General features: G+C 71.6%; 13 protein-coding genes. 6 read left to right on the top strand and 7 right to left on the bottom strand.

The window, feature by feature from the left end:
* Window positions 1-301 precede the first annotated feature (301 nt).
* From ABZO31_RS23995 to ABZO31_RS23980, 4 genes are all read left to right on the top strand, one after another.
* Complete coding sequence (locus ABZO31_RS23995) at window positions 302-3,454, top strand: nitrate- and nitrite sensing domain-containing protein (RefSeq protein ID WP_406863343.1); 3,153 nt, start codon at window positions 302-304, stop codon at window positions 3,452-3,454.
* A gap of 10 nt (window positions 3,455-3,464) precedes the next feature.
* Window positions 3,465-3,878: a roadblock/LC7 domain-containing protein gene (locus ABZO31_RS23990; RefSeq protein WP_026057603.1), complete on the top strand. Its 414-nt coding sequence runs from the start codon at window positions 3,465-3,467 to the stop codon at window positions 3,876-3,878.
* Window positions 3,879-3,987: 109 nt separating this feature from the next.
* Window positions 3,988-4,539 (top strand): DUF742 domain-containing protein, encoded by a 552-nt coding sequence (locus ABZO31_RS23985; protein WP_406863342.1) that lies wholly within the window; start codon window positions 3,988-3,990, stop codon window positions 4,537-4,539.
* Window positions 4,520-5,101, top strand: a complete 582-nt coding sequence (locus ABZO31_RS23980; RefSeq protein ID WP_017235983.1) for a GTP-binding protein — start codon at window positions 4,520-4,522, stop codon at window positions 5,099-5,101. The genes ABZO31_RS23985 and ABZO31_RS23980 overlap by 20 nt, the downstream gene beginning before the upstream one ends.
* A gap of 171 nt (window positions 5,102-5,272) precedes the next feature.
* Here ABZO31_RS23980 and ABZO31_RS23975 read toward each other — a convergent pair whose 3' ends face one another.
* From ABZO31_RS23975 to ABZO31_RS23955, 5 genes are all read right to left on the bottom strand, one after another.
* On the bottom strand, window positions 5,273-5,473 hold the full coding sequence (locus ABZO31_RS23975) for an acyl-CoA carboxylase subunit epsilon (protein ID WP_406863341.1): 201 nt from the start codon (window positions 5,471-5,473) through the stop codon (window positions 5,273-5,275).
* Window positions 5,474-5,488: 15 nt separating this feature from the next.
* Window positions 5,489-7,072 carry an acyl-CoA carboxylase subunit beta gene (locus tag ABZO31_RS23970; RefSeq protein ID WP_406863340.1) on the bottom strand — a complete coding sequence of 528 codons (1,584 nt, stop codon included), beginning with the start codon at window positions 7,070-7,072 and terminating at the stop codon, window positions 5,489-5,491.
* A gap of 152 nt (window positions 7,073-7,224) precedes the next feature.
* Window positions 7,225-9,594 (bottom strand): polysaccharide lyase 8 family protein, encoded by a 2,370-nt coding sequence (locus ABZO31_RS23965; protein ID WP_406863339.1) that lies wholly within the window; start codon window positions 9,592-9,594, stop codon window positions 7,225-7,227.
* A 98-nt stretch (window positions 9,595-9,692) separates the two neighbouring features.
* Window positions 9,693-13,598, bottom strand: a complete 3,906-nt coding sequence (locus ABZO31_RS23960; protein ID WP_406863338.1) for an endo-alpha-N-acetylgalactosaminidase family protein — start codon at window positions 13,596-13,598, stop codon at window positions 9,693-9,695.
* A 133-nt stretch (window positions 13,599-13,731) separates the two neighbouring features.
* Window positions 13,732-14,241 carry a hypothetical protein gene (locus tag ABZO31_RS23955; protein ID WP_406863337.1) on the bottom strand — a complete coding sequence of 170 codons (510 nt, stop codon included), beginning with the start codon at window positions 14,239-14,241 and terminating at the stop codon, window positions 13,732-13,734.
* A 271-nt stretch (window positions 14,242-14,512) separates the two neighbouring features.
* On the opposite strand from ABZO31_RS23955, the gene ABZO31_RS23950 reads away from it, so the two are divergent.
* Window positions 14,513-15,124, top strand: a complete 612-nt coding sequence (locus tag ABZO31_RS23950; protein ID WP_406863336.1) for a YceI family protein — start codon at window positions 14,513-14,515, stop codon at window positions 15,122-15,124.
* Window positions 15,125-15,273: 149 nt separating this feature from the next.
* Here the strand turns inward: ABZO31_RS23950 and ABZO31_RS23945 are convergent, their stop codons facing one another.
* On the bottom strand, window positions 15,274-15,552 hold the full coding sequence (locus tag ABZO31_RS23945; RefSeq protein ID WP_406863335.1) for a hypothetical protein: 279 nt from the start codon (window positions 15,550-15,552) through the stop codon (window positions 15,274-15,276).
* Window positions 15,549-16,103, bottom strand: coding sequence for an RNA polymerase sigma factor (locus ABZO31_RS23940; RefSeq protein WP_406863334.1), 555 nt, complete (start codon window positions 16,101-16,103; stop codon window positions 15,549-15,551). The genes ABZO31_RS23945 and ABZO31_RS23940 overlap by 4 nt, the downstream gene beginning before the upstream one ends.
* A 253-nt stretch (window positions 16,104-16,356) precedes the next feature.
* On the opposite strand from ABZO31_RS23940, the gene dnaN reads away from it, so the two are divergent.
* Complete coding sequence (gene dnaN, locus ABZO31_RS23935) at window positions 16,357-17,454, top strand: DNA polymerase III subunit beta (RefSeq protein WP_406863333.1); 1,098 nt, start codon at window positions 16,357-16,359, stop codon at window positions 17,452-17,454.
* Window positions 17,455-17,477 lie beyond the last annotated feature (23 nt).

Below are 17,477 nucleotides of genomic sequence, written 5' to 3'. Positions count from 1 at the left end.
GGCGGCCTGTGTCCTTTGACACGGTCCGCCCCCGTGTTCATAACATTTCGACAGAGAATCGGGGCCCTTCGGACACCCGACGCATCCGCCCGGTGTCGCTGCGCTCACATGAGCCCCGCCTTTTGACGGGGCTCGCTCTTTATGCCCGTTTTATCAACCGCCCGGAGCAGGAAAAAGTGACCGCTCAGGCTGTTTGGAACGGACACCCTTCACGTGCTGCAATTCATGAACTCCCGAGTAGTACGGCCCTGAACGAAACACGGCACAACGTAGGTGCCGACGCCGAGAGGTTGTTGGTCGAGTGAGGCGAAGCAAGGAAAGCTCCGCAGAGCTGCAGGCGCGGGGCAACTTCACCCCGCCGCCGCGCGCTGCGGCATCGCCTGCGGACGAGCCCGGAACCCCGCAGTCCGGCACCGGCAGGACCGGCAGCTCCAGCAAGCTGTCCCCGCGCAACTGGCGGGTGCCCACCCGCCTGAACGCGATCCTGCTCATACCCGTGCTGGTCGGCCTCGTCATGGGCGGCTTCCAGGTCAAGGGTGCGATCGACACCTGGCAGGAAGCGCAGGACGCCGAGAAGACGGCGCTCATCGTGCGCGCCGCCACCGAGTACGGCAACGCGCTCCTCGACGAGCGCGACCTGACGGCCCCCGCGCTCCTCACCGGGGGCGGCCCGGAGCACCCGGACGTCACGGCGGCGTACGCGAAGACCGACGCCGCCAAGGCCAAGTTCGACGAGGCCGTCAAGGACCTCCCCTCGGGCCAGGGCCTCGAGCGCCGCCTGGACCTGTTCCAGCGCGCGGAGCCGCAGCTCAAGCAGCTGCGTGAGCAGGCCTACACGAAGGGCTCCGACCCGGTGAACACCGAGGTCGGGTACGTCAGCGTGCAGCACTACCTGATGGAGTTCTCCAACGAGCTCGGCCTGGGCACCGGCAACGTGACCAGCTACGGCCGTACCGTCTACGCGATCTCGCTGGCGAAGGCCGCCGCGTCGCTGCAGCGCTCCATCGGTACCCACCTCCTGGTCCGGCCCAGCAAGGACAAGGCCAAGTTCGCCGAGCAGTCGGTGGCTTTCAAGTCGTACAACTACCTGGAGCAGATCGCCCTCGGCGAGTACCAGTCGGGTGGCACCCAGGCGGACCTCGACCGCCTGAAGGAGGTCATGAAGGCGGCCTCCGTGGAGGGCGAGAAGAAGCTCCAGGCGGCCGGCAAGAACCCGCCGCGCGGCCCGCAGGACGGCTCCGTCTACTCCGGCATGGCCATCGCGATCGGCCGCGCCGGTGACCCGAGCGACATCAAGGCCCTCGCGCAGCAGGACATCATCCCCCTGGTGTGGATGGGCGCCTCGACCGCCAAGTTCGAGGCGTACAAGACGGTCGAGACCGAGCTCGTCGACAAGGCCGTGACCGAGGCCTCCGACATCGCCGACGAGGCCGCGACCGACGCCTACGTCATCGGTGGCATCACCGTCGTCGCCCTGCTCGCCGCCTTCATCATCGCCGGCCTCATGGCCCGCCAGATGAGCCGCTCGATGCGCGAGCTGCGCACCGCCGCCTTCGGCATCGCCGAGCAGCGCCTGCCGATGCTGGTCGACCAGCTGTCCCGCACCGAGCCGGGCCGCGTCGACACCCGCGTCCAGCCGATCCCGATCGACACCCAGGACGAGATCGGCGAGGTCGCCCGGGCCTTCGACCAGGTCCACCGCGAGGCCGTCCGGCTCGCCGCCGAGCAGGCACTGCTCCGGGGCAACGTCAACGCGATCTTCACCAACCTGTCGCGCCGCAACCAGTCGCTGATCGAGGGCCAGCTGGGCCTGATCACCGACCTGGAGAACAACGAGGCCGACCCGGACCAGCTGGAGAACCTCTTCAAGCTGGACCACCTGGCGACCCGTATGCGCCGCAACGGCGAGAACCTCCTCGTCCTCGCCGGCGAGGAGCCCGGCCGCCGCTGGGACCAGCCGGTACCGCTGGTGGACGTCATGCGCGCCGCCTCCTCCGAGGTGGAGCAGTACGAGCGCATCGAGCTGGCGGGCGTCCCGGACGCCGAGATCCACGGCCAGGCCGTGACCGACCTCGTGCACCTGCTCGCCGAGCTCCTGGAGAACGCCACCACGTTCTCCTCGCCGCAGACCAAGGTCCGCGTGACCGCGACCCGTCTGCCCGACGGCCGCGTGATGGTCGAGATCCACGACAAGGGCATCGGCCTCACCGCCGAGGACTTCGCGGACATCAACCACAAGCTGGCCAACCCGCCGACCGTGGACGCCGCCGTCTCGCAGCGCATGGGCCTGTTCGTGGTCGGCCGGCTGGCCGACCGGCACGGCGTCCGTGTCCAGCTGCGCCCCTCGGGCGAGCAGGCCGGCACCACCTCGCTGGTCATGCTCCCGGACGCCATCACCCACGGTGGCGGTGGCGCGGAGCTCCCGCAGGACGACTTCACCGTCTCGCAGATCATCCCGCAGCAGGCCTCCTTCGACGCCGCCCCGATGCGGACCGCGGCCGAGCTCGGCTTCGACGACTCGCGCTACGAGCAGGCCGACGAGCGCCAGATGGACCCGGTCAACCGCTCGCTGATGCGCGAGGAGCGGCGTGCCGCCCTCGAGGCGCAGGTCCAGGGCGGCGAACGCCCGCTGTTCCAGGACGAGGTGGACGCCCAGCAGGGCTACGCGCCGCAGCAGGAGCAGGGCGGCCAGTACGTCCAGGACTACGGTCAGGACTACGGGCAGCAGGCCCCGCAGCAGGACGACTACGGGTACCAGCAGGGTGGTTACGACGGGTACGACCAGCAGGTCGGCGGTTACCCGGAGCAGCCTTATGCGGAAGCCGGTTACGACGGTCGCGAGCCCTCCGCCCAGCAGTACGACAACTCGTACGACCCCCAGCCCCACCAGGGCGAGTGGGCCGATCAAGGTGCGTACCAGGGCGGGTACGAGCAGCCTTACGGAACGGAACCGGAATCTTCCCAGGGCGCTCCCGAACAGGCCCGCGAACGCGTAGGCTTCGACCGTCCGGGTCCCACCCCGAACGCCGGTCACCAGCTGACCGACGCCGGGTTGCCGCGCCGTGGCAGCGCCACGCCGCGGGCCCCGCAGCAGCAGTCGCAGCCGCAGGCCCCGCAGGTGCACCAGCCGCAGCCGGTGCAGAACGAAGCCGACGGTTCCGAGGACTGGCGCTCGACGAACGACGAGCGCTGGCAGCGGGCCGAGAAGCTCCGCAAGCCGAAGGCGGGCGGGGTCACCTCGTCCGGTCTTCCCCGGCGGGTACCCAAGGCCAATCTGGTCGAGGGCACCGCGGAGCAGACCCCGCAGGGCGGCCCCCAGGTCTCCCGCGCACCGGAGGACGTGCGGGGCAGGTTGAGCAACCTGCGTCGCGGTGTCCAGCAGGGGCGCAGCGCGGGAACGGACACGAACGGATCGGGCCTCGGCCCGGGTAATACCTACAACCAGGAGCGTTAGTGTGAGCCCGATGAGCCAGGCGGCGCAGAATCTGAACTGGTTGATCACCAACTTCGTGGACAACACCCCCGGGGTGTCCCACACGGTGGTGGTCTCCGCCGACGGACTCCTGCTGGCGATGTCCGAGGGCTTTCCCCGGGACCGCGCCGATCAGCTTGCGGCGGTCGCGTCCGGACTGACCTCGCTGACCGCGGGCGCCTCGCGGATCTTCGAGGGCGGCGCGGTCAACCAGACCGTCGTCGAGATGGAGCGCGGCTTCCTCTTCATCATGTCGATCTCGGACGGCTCTTCGCTGGCCGTGCTCGCACACCCGGAGGCGGACATCGGCCTGGTGGGCTACGAGATGGCACTGCTGGTCGACCGGGCTGGCACCGTCCTCACCCCGGACCTCCGCGCGGAGCTCCAGGGCAGCCTGCTCAATTAGAACTGTTCTCAACAAGCAGACAGACTGTGCGTTTCACGCCACCGCACCATAGGGTGCGGTGGCGCGGTCCACAGGGACTTGGACCGCGATGGCAGTCGGAGGAGGAGACGTGGGAACACCGCCGGGCGGACGCCCTTATGACGGCTATGACGCACAACAGCCGTTGGGAGACACCGCGCAGAACCGCTTCAACTTTCCCTCCGCACCCAGCAGACAGGGCGGACAGCCCTATCAGCAGCCGCCGCCGCAGGCCCAGCCGTACGCCCAGTCCGTGCCGCATCGCCGCGCGGAGCCTGCCGCGCCGGCGAAGGGCGGTTCCAACAACCCGTTGGTGCGTCCCTACGCGATGACCGGCGGCCGGACCCGGCCGCGTTACCAGCTCGCCATCGAGGCGCTGGTGTCCACCACGGCCGATCCGTCCCGGCTGCAGGGGCAGTTGCCCGAGCACCAGCGGATCTGCCGGCTGTGCTTCGAGATCAAGTCCGTTGCGGAGATCTCGGCACTACTCTCCATTCCTCTTGGCGTGGCCCGGATTCTCGTCGCCGACCTGGCGGAGGCCGGACTCGTCGCGATTCACCAGCCCGGCGGCGACGAGGCCGCCGGCGGCCAGCCAGACGTGACACTGCTCGAAAGGGTGCTCAGTGGACTTCGCAAGCTCTAGCGGCGGCGCGGCCCGTTCTACCACCAGCGCGAAGATCGTGGTGGCGGGCGGCTTCGGCGTGGGCAAGACCACGTTCGTCGGCGCCGTCTCCGAGATCAACCCGCTGCGCACCGAGGCCGTCATGACGTCTGCGTCCGCGGGCATCGACGACCTCACGCACACCGGCGACAAGACGACGACGACTGTCGCCATGGACTTCGGCCGTATCACCCTGGACCAGGACCTGATCCTGTACCTCTTCGGTACCCCGGGCCAGGACCGCTTCTGGTTCATGTGGGACGACCTGGTCCGCGGAGCCATCGGCGCCGTCGTCCTCGTCGACACCCGCCGCCTCGCCGACTGCTTCCCCGCCGTCGACTACTTCGAGAACTCGGGCCTCCCCTTCGTCATCGCCCTCAACGGCTTCGACGGCCACCAGCCGTACCAGCCCGAAGAGGTCCGCGAGGCCCTTCAGATCGGCCCCGACACCCCCATCATCACCACCGACGCCCGCCACCGCGCGGACGCCAAGAGCGCGCTCATCACCCTCGTCGAGCACGCACTCATGGCACGCCTGCGGTAGTCCCCCGACGGGTCGGACGGTACGCGCGAGGCCCCGCACCGGAAACGGTGCGGGGCCTTCGTGCGTCCGGGAGGCGCGGCGTGGGGGCGGCGGGGGCGCGGCGTGGGGGCGGCGTACACGCGACAGGGCCCCGCACCGGATCGGTGCGGGGCCCTGTGCGGCTCTGTGGCGTCAGCGCCAGCTGTGCGGGGCGCGGAAGCCGTTCTCGCGCTCCAGGCGGCGCCAGCCGGCCGTGGAGCGGCCGCCGTGGGCGGTGTCGGACGGCTGGGCGGCGGCGCGGGCGAGCAGGACCGCGGTGATGGCGGCCAGCTCCTCGGGGTCTGCGTGGCCCTTCTCGACGCGGAGCAGGTTGGCTGCGGCAGGCGTGGTCACTTCTGCTGTCTCCTCTTACTGAGGCGGGTTGCCGTGCTTGCGGGACGGCAGGTCGGCGTGCTTGGTGCGGAGCATGGCGAGGGACCTGACGAGGACCTCGCGCGTCTCGGCGGGGTCGATCACGTCGTCGACGAGGCCGCGCTCCGCCGCGTAGTACGGGTGCATGAGCTCGGCCTTGTACTCCTTGACCATGCGCGTCCGCATGGCCTCCGGGTCCTCGGCCTCCGCGATCTGCTTGCGGAAGATGACGTTGGCGGCGCCCTCGGCGCCCATGACGGCGATCTCGTTGGTGGGCCAGGCGTAGGTGAGGTCGGCGCCGATGGACTGGCTGTCCATCACGATGTACGCGCCGCCGTAGGCCTTGCGCAGGATCAGCGAGATCCGGGGCACGGTCGCGTTGCAGTACGCGTACAGCAGCTTCGCGCCGTGCCGGATGATTCCACCGTGCTCCTGGTCTACACCAGGCAGGAAGCCGGGTACGTCCAGAAGGGTGATGATCGGGATGTTGAAGGCATCGCACATCTGGACGAAGCGCGCGGCCTTCTCGGAGGCCTCGATGTCCAGGACGCCGGCCAGCGTCTGGGGCTGGTTGGCGACGATGCCGACGACCTGGCCGTCGAGCCGGGCCAGGGCGCAGACGATGTTGCGGGCCCAGCGCTCGTGGATCTCCAGGTAGTCGCCCTCGTCGACGAGCTCCTCGATGACCTTGTGCATGTCGTACGGGCGGTTGCCGTCGGCGGGCACCAGGTCGAGCAGCACGTCCGAGCGGCGGTCGGCCGGGTCCTCGGAGGGGACGGTCGGCGGGTTCTCGCGGTTGTTCTGCGGCAGCATCGACAGGAGGTAGCGGACCTCCGCGATGCAGGTCTCCTCGTCGTCGTACGCGAAGTGGGCGACGCCCGAGGTCTCCGCGTGGACGTCCGCGCCGCCGAGGCCGTTCTGGGTGATCTCCTCACCGGTGACCGCCTTGACGACGTCCGGGCCGGTGATGAACATCTGCGAGGTCTCGCGGACCATGAACACGAAGTCGGTCAGGGCGGGGCTGTAGGCCGCGCCGCCGGCGCACGGGCCGAGCATGACGCTGATCTGGGGGATCACGCCGCTCGCCCGGGTGTTGCGCTGGAAGATGCCGCCGTAGCCGGCGAGGGCGGAGACGCCCTCCTGGATACGGGCGCCCGCGCCGTCGTTCAGGGAGACCAGCGGCGCGCCCGCCGCGATGGCCATGTCCATGATCTTGTGGATCTTGGTGGCGTGGGCCTCGCCCAGCGCGCCGCCGAAGATCCGGAAGTCGTGCGCGTAGACGAAGACCGTGCGGCCCTCGACGGTGCCCCAGCCGGTGATCACACCGTCGGTGTACGGCTTGCGCGCCTCCAGGCCGAAGCCCTGCGCGCGGTGTCGGCGCAGCTGCTCGACCTCGTTGAAGGAACTCGGGTCGAGCAGCAGCTCGATCCGCTCCCGCGCGGTCAGCTTGCCCTTGGCGTGCTGCGCCTCGGTCGCTCGGTCGCTCGGGCCGCGCCGCGCCTGCTCGCGCAGGGCGTGCAGCTCGGCCACTCGGCCTCGGGCGTCGGTCGGCTCGCTCGGGATCTGGTCCACAACGGTCATGTACCGACCCTACGAACAGGCACAAGAAAATCCCGCCGTCGACTCCGTACAGTCTCGCGCGCCGAATCCTGGTGGAGCTGGACAGAACCAGTGCCGGGGGGATCCGATACGACAGTCGGGTACCCCTCGGCCTTGTGGACTTCCTCCAGAAGTCAGTTCAGCGACACCCGACAGCCATGGGTGGCGCCGGCGGTGCCCGGAGTGATCCGCAGCCGCAGGGAGCGGCCGGTCTCCAGCACCTCCACGGAGGGGTCGTGGGAGATCACCCGGGCGGCCCGGTGGTCCCAGACCAGTTCCAGCGGTTGCCCGGTGCGGGGCGGCTCGGCGATCTTCAGCACGGCCTCGGAGCGGTACCGGCGGACCAGCACGCTCGCCGGGGCGGTCGTGGTCAGGCGCCCCACCGTACCGGCCCGCCAGAAGTTCGCGGCGGTCAGCCCCAGCGAGGGCACGGCGACCGCCTGCCGGTCGGCGGTGTTGTCGAGGATCTCCAGCCACTGCGGATCGGCGGCGCGGCCCGCGAGGGTGCGCGCGGAAGCCCCGGGCATCACCAGATAGGCGTACTCCGCTCGGGTGGGGTCGACACCGTGGTCCAGCCACAGGGTCTGGTAGCGACGGCTGCGGCGCTCGGTGGAGCTGGTGGTGTTGATGTCGCTCCACGCCCCGGTGCGGTCCTCGCGCAGGGTGCGCAGGGCGGCGGTGCCGCCGGGCAGGATCCAGCCGCCGTGGCCTTCGAGGTGGGCCCAGCGATCCCCCACGGTGAGCCTCTGGCTGCCTCCCCCGGGCCCCGTCCGGGAGGTGCCCCCATCGCCGAGGCAGCGGTTGTCGACGACCGTCTCGACAGACACCCCGTCGGTGGCCTTGATCCCGGCGCCGAGGCAGACGATCGCGTCGGCGACGCAGAACCAGGACTTGCGGGCCTCCAGGGTCGAGCCGAGGCCCTTGAGGTGCTGGCCGATCGCCGCGTACTCGCCGTCCGTGGTGCCGCCGACCCACTGCACGGCCGGCTTGGGCGCGCCCCACTCGCCGCCCGCCCGGTCGGGGAGCCGCTTGGTGGAGACGGTGGTGCCGGGCAGCCGGTACGGGTCGACGGTGGGCCAGTACCAGTCGGTGTACTGGGCGTCGGCGGTCCCACCGCCGGGCGCCCACCAGGAGAGCATCCCGGAGCCGGTGTGCCAGCCGCGCGGGTTCTCGCCGTTGCCGCACTCGTAGTGCGAGATCCGCTCGGAGGCCATGGAGACGTTGGCGGCCCAGCCGGGGCGGCGGTGCACGGCCCGGTCCATGGAGGCGAACAGGCGGTGGCCGACGGGCTCCGGCGCGGCCGGCACGGCGTCGGCGGCGACCGCGTGCAGCCGGGCCAGGTCGGCGACGCCGAATTGGGGCGCGGCCAGGATCGGGGCGACCGTGTCCCGTTCGATCCAGCCCTTCACGCGGGCGTGCCAGCGGTCGCGCTCGGCGGGGCTCGCACCGCCGGCGAGCAGGGCGATCGCGGCGATCACGCCCTGGCCGTGGAAGTGGTCGGAACGCATCACGTTGCGCGGGTCGTTGCGGGGCATGCCGCGGCTGATGGCGCGGCCGTTGACGCTGTCCATCATCAGCCCGTTGTGGATGAGCGGCGCGTAGGCGTGCTCGACGCTGTCCAGGACGATCTGCCGGTTCGGATCGGTGACGGCCCAGGCGGAGCCGGCGAGCAGCGCGAAGAGCCGGCCGAGGCCGTCCAGCATGACCTGGCCGTAGGTGCCGGAGTAGGCGACCCAGGTGTGCTGGACGAAGGAGCCGTCGGCGTAGAGCCCGTCGCCCTTGGTCACGTACGGGAACACCGGGCTGAGGGCGTCGCGGGCGAGGGCGGTCTTGGCGGGGCTCGCGCCCAGGATGCCGCGCAGGGCGACCGAGCGGCACAGGTCGACGCGGTTCGCGCCGGTGGAGGTGCCGCTGTAGTTCGTGAGCATCGAGTCGGGGATGAAGTGGTCGACGGCGCCGCAGGCGGCGGCGATCCGGTCCGCGCCGAGGTGCTCGTACAGGGCGGCGACGATGTCCATGAGCAGGCGCGGGCTGCCGATCTGCCACTCCCACCAGTTGCCGTAGCGGGCGGTGCCGGGGTGGTAGACGCGGGCGGAGAGGTGGTCGAGGCCGGCGACGGTGTCGGCGAGCAGACCCGGGTCGCCGGTGAGTCCGGTGCCGGGCTGGACGTACGCCTGGGTCATGGTCCACAGCCGGCTGTAGCTCGCGGTGATGCCGGCGGGCGGGTCGAAGGCGAGGCCGGGCCAGAGGCTGGTGGCGGCGGGGGCCATGGTGGCGCGGAAGGCACCGGCGAGCTCGCCGGTCTCGCGGAGCCGGGAGGCGTACGGCTCGGCGCCGGCGTCGAAGCCGGCACCGAGCTGGATGGCCAGCCAGCGCCGCCGCAGCGCCTCGAACTCGCCCTCGACGGCGGCGGCTCGGGCCGCGGGGATCTCGGGGACGAGCGCGAGGGCGGCCGCGGCGGCGGTCGCGGTGCTCAGGAAGGTACGGCGGGACCAGACGGGCACGGGAGCCTCCTGGAGGGGACGGGTGGAGACCGGTTCGGCGCCCGGTTCTAGCGCCCTTCGCCCGACGCAATCAATGAGCACAGCAAGCGCTTTCTCCCTCAGCCCGCGCAATGGAAGCGGGCGTTCCCCCAGTCCGCGTGATCGTTGCCGTTCCCGTCGCCGCCGTCGCCGACGACCAGCTCGACGTACGAGGCGCCGGTGACGTCGGCGGTCAGCGACCGGGCCGCGTCGGCGGCCTTCAGGACCGGGGACTTCGCCGTCTCCGTCCCGTCCGCGAGGACGCTGAACTGCACGGTGCCGCGGCTGGTCTGGACGTCGTCCACCCCCACCTCGGCGGTGAAGGACGTGCACCTCCCGCCCAGGTAGTAGCGGACCTTGGCCGGGGCGTGGGTGCCGAGGCCCTTGGCGTACGTCACTCCCCCGATCCGCAGCGGGCCGCCGTCGCCGGTCCCGGTCTCGCCGTTGGAGAGGTCCCGTTCGACCGGGCCCCAGCCGTTCGCGGCCGAGGTCCACTCCAGGTCGCTCGCCCAGGCGTCGGCGGTGGGCGGCGGAGGCAGGGTGCGCACGGAGGCGGCGGCGGTGAGCTTCCGGGCCTCTCCCTCGACGGAGTACGTGAGCGTCGCGCCCAGCGGGTACGCGCGGTACGGGGCGTCGACGGGCGGGGTGACCTTCCAGGTGGCGGTGGCCTTCCCGCCCGCGGCGACGGCGCCGAGGGAGACCGGTCCCGCGGGCTCGGCGGTCCAGCCCTCGGGCAGGGCCAGTTCGGCCCGCGCGCCTTCGGCGGCGGTCGCCTCGTCGTTGGCGAAGACGGCGCTGACCTCGTTCGCCCGGCCCGGCTCCAGGGTCTCCGGGGCGGTGACGCCGAGGGTGCCGCAGGCGGCCTTCTCCGAGGCCGGGGCCGGGCCCAGGTCGGTGACGGTGAAGCCGTCGAGCACGAAGTCCGCGCCGTCGGGGGCGTCGGCCCGCTTGCGCAGCCCGGTCCAGGTGTCGCCGCAGCCCGCGGTCACGGTCTCGCTGAAGTGGCCGGTGGTGTGCTGCTGCCCGAGGGGGGTACGGCGGGTCTCGACGGAGCCGGAGCCGGAGCCGGAGCCGGAGCCGGTGCCGTTGGTCCGGTCGTAGCCGGTGACCCATTCGTACGCTCCGGCGTGGCTGGACTGGTAGTCGTACGCGACGCGGTAGCGCCGGCCGTCCTGCATCGGCACGGTCCACGGGGCGGTCCGGTAGACGAGACCGGTGTTCTCGTCGTGCGACTTCAGCGACTCCGCGCCGCCGATGACGTCGTCGATCGGTTTCCCGTTCCAGCCGGCCTGCGTGTACGGGGCGTGCAACTGGGCCAGGTGGGTGCGCGGGTCGGTGGTGCCGCCGGCGTCGCCCTTCAGGAACGGGCCCCAGCCCTGGTCGACGGCCTCGAAGTCCTCGTACACGGCCGCTCCGTCCCTGGTCGCGGGGTCGTTCGCGACGACGCGGACGTCGTCGATCCGGACGGCGGCGGCGCCGGCCTGCGCGGCGGCCGCGATCAGCAGCGGGGTGCCGCCGTCGGCGGGGGCGGTGAAGGTGACCTTGGCGCGCTGCATGCGGGTGTCGTTCCAGTCGGAGGCGGCGACCCGGTCGGGGAGGACGGACCGCTGGACGGTGACGGAGCGACCGCCTGCGGAGAGGGTGACGGGGCGGGCCTTGCCGGGTTCGACCTCGATCAGGGCGGAGGCGGTGTAGCGGGCGCCGGGGGTGAGGCCGGTGAGCTGCTGGCGGAGCGAGGCGGTGGCGGCGCCGGTGAGCCTCGCGCTGTTGCGACCCTGGGCGTCGGTGTCGCGGGCGACGGTTCCGGCCGTGGACCAGGCGGCGAGGGCGCGGTCGTTGAAGCCGGGGTCGCGGACGGGGGTGCCCTGGCCCCAGCGCGGGTCGCGGGCCTCGGGCGAGGCGGACGCCGGGTACAGCACGTACGGCTGTCCGGCCTCGGCGTCCAGGGTGATCCGGCCGCCCTTGGGGGTGACGGTGCCGGTCTTCACACGGCCGTTGTCGGTGAGCCTGTGGACGACGTACGCGCCGTTTCCGGCGACCGTCCAACTGGTCTTCCCGCCGGCCCTGTTGTAGTGGTACAGCTTCGTGCCGCCGTCCCACGGGAGCAGGTAGGTCTCGCCGTCGAGGACCTTGCGGCCGTTCTCATAGAAGGCCCGGCGGCCGTTCTCGACGGTGCCGCGGACGCCGCCGGTGAACGTGAGGTCGTTGCCGTTCCAGCGGGTGATCCGCTGCTGCTGGAGGTACTTGGCGGGGAGGTTCTTCTGCCAGATGTTGGCGTAGAAGCGGTTCCAGTCGGTCTCGCCGGTCCAGCCCTCGAAGTCCTCCAGAGCGGTCTGGCCCAGGACCGGGTGGTTGTTCCAGACGTCCTTCTCGCCGTTGCGGATGAAGCGGATGATCTGCGAGTTGAGGCCCTTGTTGGTCGCGCCGCCGTAGTTCAGGTCGTTGGCCCAGTGCGACCAGAGGGAAGCCCGCTCGAACTTCTCGGACCACTCGGTGGCGACGTTCCAGCCCTGCGCCTGGACGGCCTGCAGCGTCTTGTCGGCGATCCAGCCGTGCGTGTAGTAGACGTCGACGTAGAGGGTGGAGAGGTTGGGGTCGGTCTCGTCGCGCAGCTGGCGGAAGCGGCGGGCGAGGTCGCCGCTGTTCACGTCGCGGCGCTGGTCGATGTAGTAGCTCTGGTTGAGCCAGTTCCAGCCGGGCTTGGTCTTGTCGACCAAGGTCTCGCTGAAGTTCTTCGCCTCGGGGTACGACTCGGTGGCGTTGACGTGGACGCCGAAGGTCGAGCCCCACTTCCTGCCCTCCTTCAGGAGGGTGTTGAGGTCGGCGAGGCCGCCGGCCCGCTTGTTGTAGTTTCCGCCGTAGTCGGGGTGAGCGGAGTCGTGGCCCTCGGAGCCGTACCCCTTGAGCAGGGTGAACTGACCGAGCCCGTCGGTGGCGAGGGAGATCCGCTTGACGTCGTCGAGGGTGCGCAGGAACGGGTGGGTGGCGTTGGACGCGAAGTTGAACGGGATGTGGGCGATCACCCGGTCCGGCGTCTGCGCGCTGCCGGGTGCCTCGATCCCGATGGAGCGGAAGGCGACGGCGCCGTCCTGCCAGTCGGTCTTCCCGTCGGCGTTGGCGTCGGGGGTGACCACGACCTTGGCCCACGGAAGGTGGTCGCCGGTCTCGGGTCTGTCGGCGCCGGCGCCCCGGTAGGTCCACTGGCCGGACCAGACGCCGACGCGGGTCTCGGTGGCGGTCTTCCGGGCCTGGTGCCAGAAGCGGGCGCCGTCGCGGGCGCTCGCGCCGGAGGGCTTGTCGTAGCTCGAGTTGGACTCGACGGCGGCGGCGAGGCTGCCGGTGTTGACGAGCGCGTAACTGGCGCCGACGGGGGCGGGCTCGGCGGCCGTGGCGTCCGTGACCTGGGCGAACACGTCGGCGGTGCGGGTGGAGTCGGGGTCGAGGCGGGTGAAGGCGGTCGCCGCGCCGGGGTCTGCGGAGCCGACGGAGACCAGGTCGTGGCCGGGGATGTCGATGGTGCCGACGCGGAAGGCGTCGGTGTCGCGGACGGCGGTCACCCGGAAGGCGACGGCCCGGCCGGAGACGCTCAGCCGCGCGTCGAGCTCGACGCCGGGCAGGTCGGGGAAGACCAGGGTGTACGCGGCGGCGGACGGGGTGACGACGGGGGCGGCCTCGGCCCGGACGTCGTACGCGGTGCCGTTGAGGACGACCTCGGCGACCGGGCTCGTACTGCCGAGGAGGCGGGCGCCGGTGCCGCGGTCGGTGTACGAGAGGACCCGGGGGAAGTCCTCGGCGACGGAGACGGTGAGGCGGTCGGAGGCGATGACGGCCTGTCCGGCGGCTTCTGGGGCGGTGGGCCCGGCGGGGGCGGGGGCCGCGGGTGCGGCGAGGGCGGGGGTGGCGGGCCCGGCCAGGGCGAACACGGCGGCGGTGGCGGTGGCGAGCGCGCAGGCCGTACGGAGTCTTCGCGACGTGGGGAGGGACATGGGGACCAGTGGGCCCGTCGGGCGGAGCGCCGTCAACGAGATCGCGCCCCGGGGGCCCCGCCAGTCCAAGAACCCCCTCCGGTAAGTCCAAGTGACCATCGGAGGGGGCGGGTCGGCTTCTGCCGGCCGGGGCTCAGCAGCCGCCGCAGTTGTAGTAGGTCACGTCCCAGTGGTTGCCCTCGTCGGCGTAGACGTTGCCGGAGCCGGAGCGCCACTGCGGGGCGCCGTCGCCGCGGACGCCGATGTAGGTGAACGTGTTCTTGATGTAGTTCCCGACGCACGTGTACTTGCTGTAGTCGAGCTTGTAGCCGTTCCAGTGCGAGTACGTGCCGCCCGCGTGGCCGGTCTCGGTGCCTCCGGTGATGTTGAGGGCGCAGCCGCTGGCGCGCTTGAGGGTCTGGGCGCCCTGGGCGGTGGCGAGGTTGAGCTGCTCGAACGACGTGCAGGTCGGGTTGTTGCGGTCGGAGCAGCCGCCGGACGACGACCAGGTGATGCCGACCTCGCGGAACATCGAGGTCGCGGTGGCGTGGCTGATCTTGGTGACGGCGTGGGCGTCGGTGGCGCTCGCCAGGACGCCGAAGCCGGGGGCGAAGAGGGCGCCGAGTACCAGCGCGAACGCGGTCAGGACGGAGCGGAGCTTCATCGGGGGGTGCCTCCTGCGGTGGACCGTGACGGACGGGGACGGCTGTGCAGGTGGTGCGGGACGCGCAGGGAGATGGTGCCGCAGTTCTACGCGCGTCCGCCAGAGGCCGGAGGCGTCGTGTACACACCACGAAAGTGAACCCTGAGGATCCCCGCCCGGATCACCTCGGCCGGGCTGTTGAAATTTAAACGGAATACCTCTATGGTCGATGTCGTTGAAGGTTCAACCAAGCCGGAAAGCGCCCCCGCGCACCGTCCCCAAGGAGCACGTCATGGGTCTGTTCAACCGCAAGAACAACGAGTCCGCCGTCGCCGTCGCCGACACCGCCGTCGACCCGGCCCTGGCCGCCGTGACCGGCGACTACACCATCGACCCGGCCCACAGCAGCATCGGCTTCACCGTCCGTCACGCCATGGTCACCAACGTCCGCGGCAGCTTCGCCGAGCACGAGGGCGCGCTGAAGCTGGACGGCTCCGACCCGGCGAAGTCCTCCGCCACCATCGACGTCAAGATCGCGTCGATCGACACCGGCATCGCCGACCGCGACAACCACCTGCGGGCCGGAGACTTCTTCGACGCCGAGCAGTTCCCGCTGATGACCTTCCGCTCCACCGAGGCGTCGCACGTGGGCGGCGACACGTTCCGCATCACCGGCGACCTCACGATCAAGGACGTCACCAAGCCGCTCTCGATCGACCTGGAGTTCAACGGCACCGCGAAGGACCCGTTCGGCAACGAGCGCGTCGGCTTCGAGGGCTCGGCGGAGATCCTCCGCTCCGAGTGGGGCCTGACCTGGAACGCGGCGCTGGAGACCGGCGGCGTGGTGCTCAGCGACAAGGTCAAGCTGAACTTCGACATCTCCGCCATCAAGAACGCCGCCTGACCCGAGCCGGCTGAACCGGCATCCCCACCCCGAGCGCGCCCGCCTCTCCGCATCCCCTCCGCGGAAGGCGGGCGCTCGGCGTCTCCGCGCCCGGGAGGCGGCCTTCGGCCGGCGGGAGCATGTGCGCCTGCCGGCGGGAGCGTGTGCGCCTAGTCGGGACGGGTCCTGGTGGTGAGGGTGCAGGTGCCGTTCGCGCAGGTGCGCTGGAGGCGGTTGCGGGAGACGGTCTGGATCAGGCCGACGGTCCAGCAGGTGGGGCAGCCGCGGAAGGCGATCAGGCTCAGCGGGGCCGCCAGCAGGGCGACCGGGCCGACGGCGGGGACGAGGGCGATCGAGCCCGCGATCAGGCCGAAGCCCAGGGCGCCGCGCGCCAGATGGCGCGGGACGGACTTGCTCGCGAAGTTCGGTTCGCGCGTCGTGGTCTTCACGAGGGGGACTCTCCTTCGGGTGCGGGGTGGGTCTCCAGGGAGCGGCGCAGGGCCGCGCGGGCCCGATGCAGGCGCGACTTCATCGCGGGCATGCTCAGTCCGAGCGAGCGGGCGACCGCCTTGCCGGGCAGTCCCTGGACGTCCCGCATCACCAGGACCTGCCGCAGGTCGCGCGGGAGCGCGCCGACCGCGGCCGCGACCCGCTCCACCTCCAGCCGGTGCAGCGCCGCGTCCTCGGCGGACGGTTCCGCCCGCGCCTCGCCGTCGCGCGCCGCGACCAGCCGTATCTGCCGGAGGCACTCGTTGCGCACGATCCGGAACATCCACGAGGCGAGCGCCCCGGTCGCCCGCAGCGTGCCGATCTTGCGGTACAGCACGATCAGCGCCTCCTGCGCCGCGTCCTCCGCGTCCTGCGGCGAGGCGCACAGCGACCTGGCGAACTTCCGCACATGCGGCTGCGAGGCGAGGACGACCGTGGTGAGCGAGCTGACGTCGCCGTCCTGAGCGGCCTTGATCAGCCGCTCGTCCGGCCAGGAGAAACGTCGGTCCATGGGTGGAATCCTGCTCAGCCCCGACTCTTCCAGCGCCTGAGGAGATGCCAACTGCACGCCCCCACGAGAAGCACCCCGACCACCACGACACCGGCCACCATCATGCTGCTGTCCTCCTGAACCCCGCCGGCCCCTGCGGCCGGCTGCACGGATAAGAGTCGGGCCGGCCCGAAAAGGATTCACCTCCACCCCGAAGATCGACGTCTTCGCAGCTCACCGACGGTTGTCAGTGCCCCCTGTCAGCATCGGGGACATGGAACTCCGTATCGACAGCAGTGTGTTGACCGACGTCGTCGCCTGGGCCGCCCGTGTGCTGCCCGTGCGGGCGGCCGTGCCGGTGCTCGGGGGGCTGCTTCTGGAGGCGCAGGGCGACGGGCTCGTCGTCTCGGGGCTCGACCACGAGGCGGCGGCGCGGACCGGGGCCGCCGCCGACGTCGCCGTACCGGGGCGGGCGCTGGTGCTCGGGCGGCGGCTGGTCGACATCTGCAAGGTGCTGCCCCGGAGCCCCGTGGAGCTGGCCGTGGAGGGCAGCCGGCTCTCCGTGACCGGCGGGGACGTCCGGTTCGGGCTCTCGCTGCTGCCCCTGGACGACTATCCGGCGCAGCCCGCGCTGCCGGAGCAGCGCGGTGTCGTGGACGCGGACGCGTTCGCCGACGCCGTGGCGCAGGTGGCGCCGGCCGCGGGGCGGGACGAGTCGCTGCCGGTGCTGACGGGGATACGGCTGGCGCTGGACGGCGACACCATGACGCTGGCCGCGACGGACCGGTACCGCTACGCCCTGCGCACCCTGGAGTGGAAGGCCGCGTCCGCGGAGGCGGCGGACGTCGTCGCGCCCGCCCGGCGGCTCACCGAGATCGCCCGGTCCCTCGCCGGTGCCGGGGACGTCCGGCTCTCGCTCGACGCGGGCTCGGTGGGGTTCGAGAGCGGCGCGATGCGGACCACCACCCGGCTGCTCGACGGGCGGCTGCCCCGGCACGACAAGCTGTTCGACCTCGGCGACCCCGTCACCGCGGTGACGGACCGCGCCGCGCTCCTGGAGGCCGTGAAGCGGGTCGCGGTCGTGGCCGACGGCGGCAGCCCGCTCCAGCTGGAGTTCACCGGCGACGCCCTGCGGCTGCGCGCGGGGTACGAGGACGACGTCGCCTTCCAGTGTCTGCCCGCCGCCCTCTCCTCCGACGAGCCGATGACGGTGGCGTTCAACCCCGCGTATCTCCTCGACGCCCTGGGCTCCTTCGACGTGCCAGAGATCAGGTTCCATCTGCTCGGGCCCGGTCAGCGCGCCCTGCTCACCGATCCCACGGGCGCCGCCCACCGCCATCTGCTGATGTCCGTCAAGCCCCCGCTCGTCTAGCCCGGCCGGCCCGGCCGGCCCGT

Source organism: Streptomyces solicamelliae (assembly GCF_045348655.1).
Classification (GTDB): Bacteria; Actinomycetota; Actinomycetes; order Streptomycetales; family Streptomycetaceae; genus Streptomyces; species Streptomyces solicamelliae.
Note: the sequence above shows the minus strand (reverse complement) of the source record. Positions and strands in the feature narration are given on the sequence as shown.

What these genes read in the sequence shown, in the direction of transcription:
- ABZO31_RS23990 (WP_026057603.1), top strand. Translation starts at nt 3,465, where the DNA reads ATGAGCCAGGCGGCGCAGAATCTGAACTGGTTGATCACCAACTTCGTG.
- ABZO31_RS23970 (WP_406863340.1), bottom strand. Translation starts at nt 7,072, where the DNA reads ATGACCGTTGTGGACCAGATCCCGAGCGAGCCGACCGACGCCCGAGGC.
- ABZO31_RS23960 (WP_406863338.1), bottom strand. Translation starts at nt 13,598, where the DNA reads ATGTCCCTCCCCACGTCGCGAAGACTCCGTACGGCCTGCGCGCTCGCC.
- ABZO31_RS23955 (WP_406863337.1), bottom strand. Translation starts at nt 14,241, where the DNA reads ATGAAGCTCCGCTCCGTCCTGACCGCGTTCGCGCTGGTACTCGGCGCC.
- ABZO31_RS23950 (WP_406863336.1), top strand. Translation starts at nt 14,513, where the DNA reads ATGGGTCTGTTCAACCGCAAGAACAACGAGTCCGCCGTCGCCGTCGCC.
- ABZO31_RS23940 (WP_406863334.1), bottom strand. Translation starts at nt 16,103, where the DNA reads ATGGACCGACGTTTCTCCTGGCCGGACGAGCGGCTGATCAAGGCCGCT.
- dnaN (WP_406863333.1), top strand. Translation starts at nt 16,357, where the DNA reads ATGGAACTCCGTATCGACAGCAGTGTGTTGACCGACGTCGTCGCCTGG.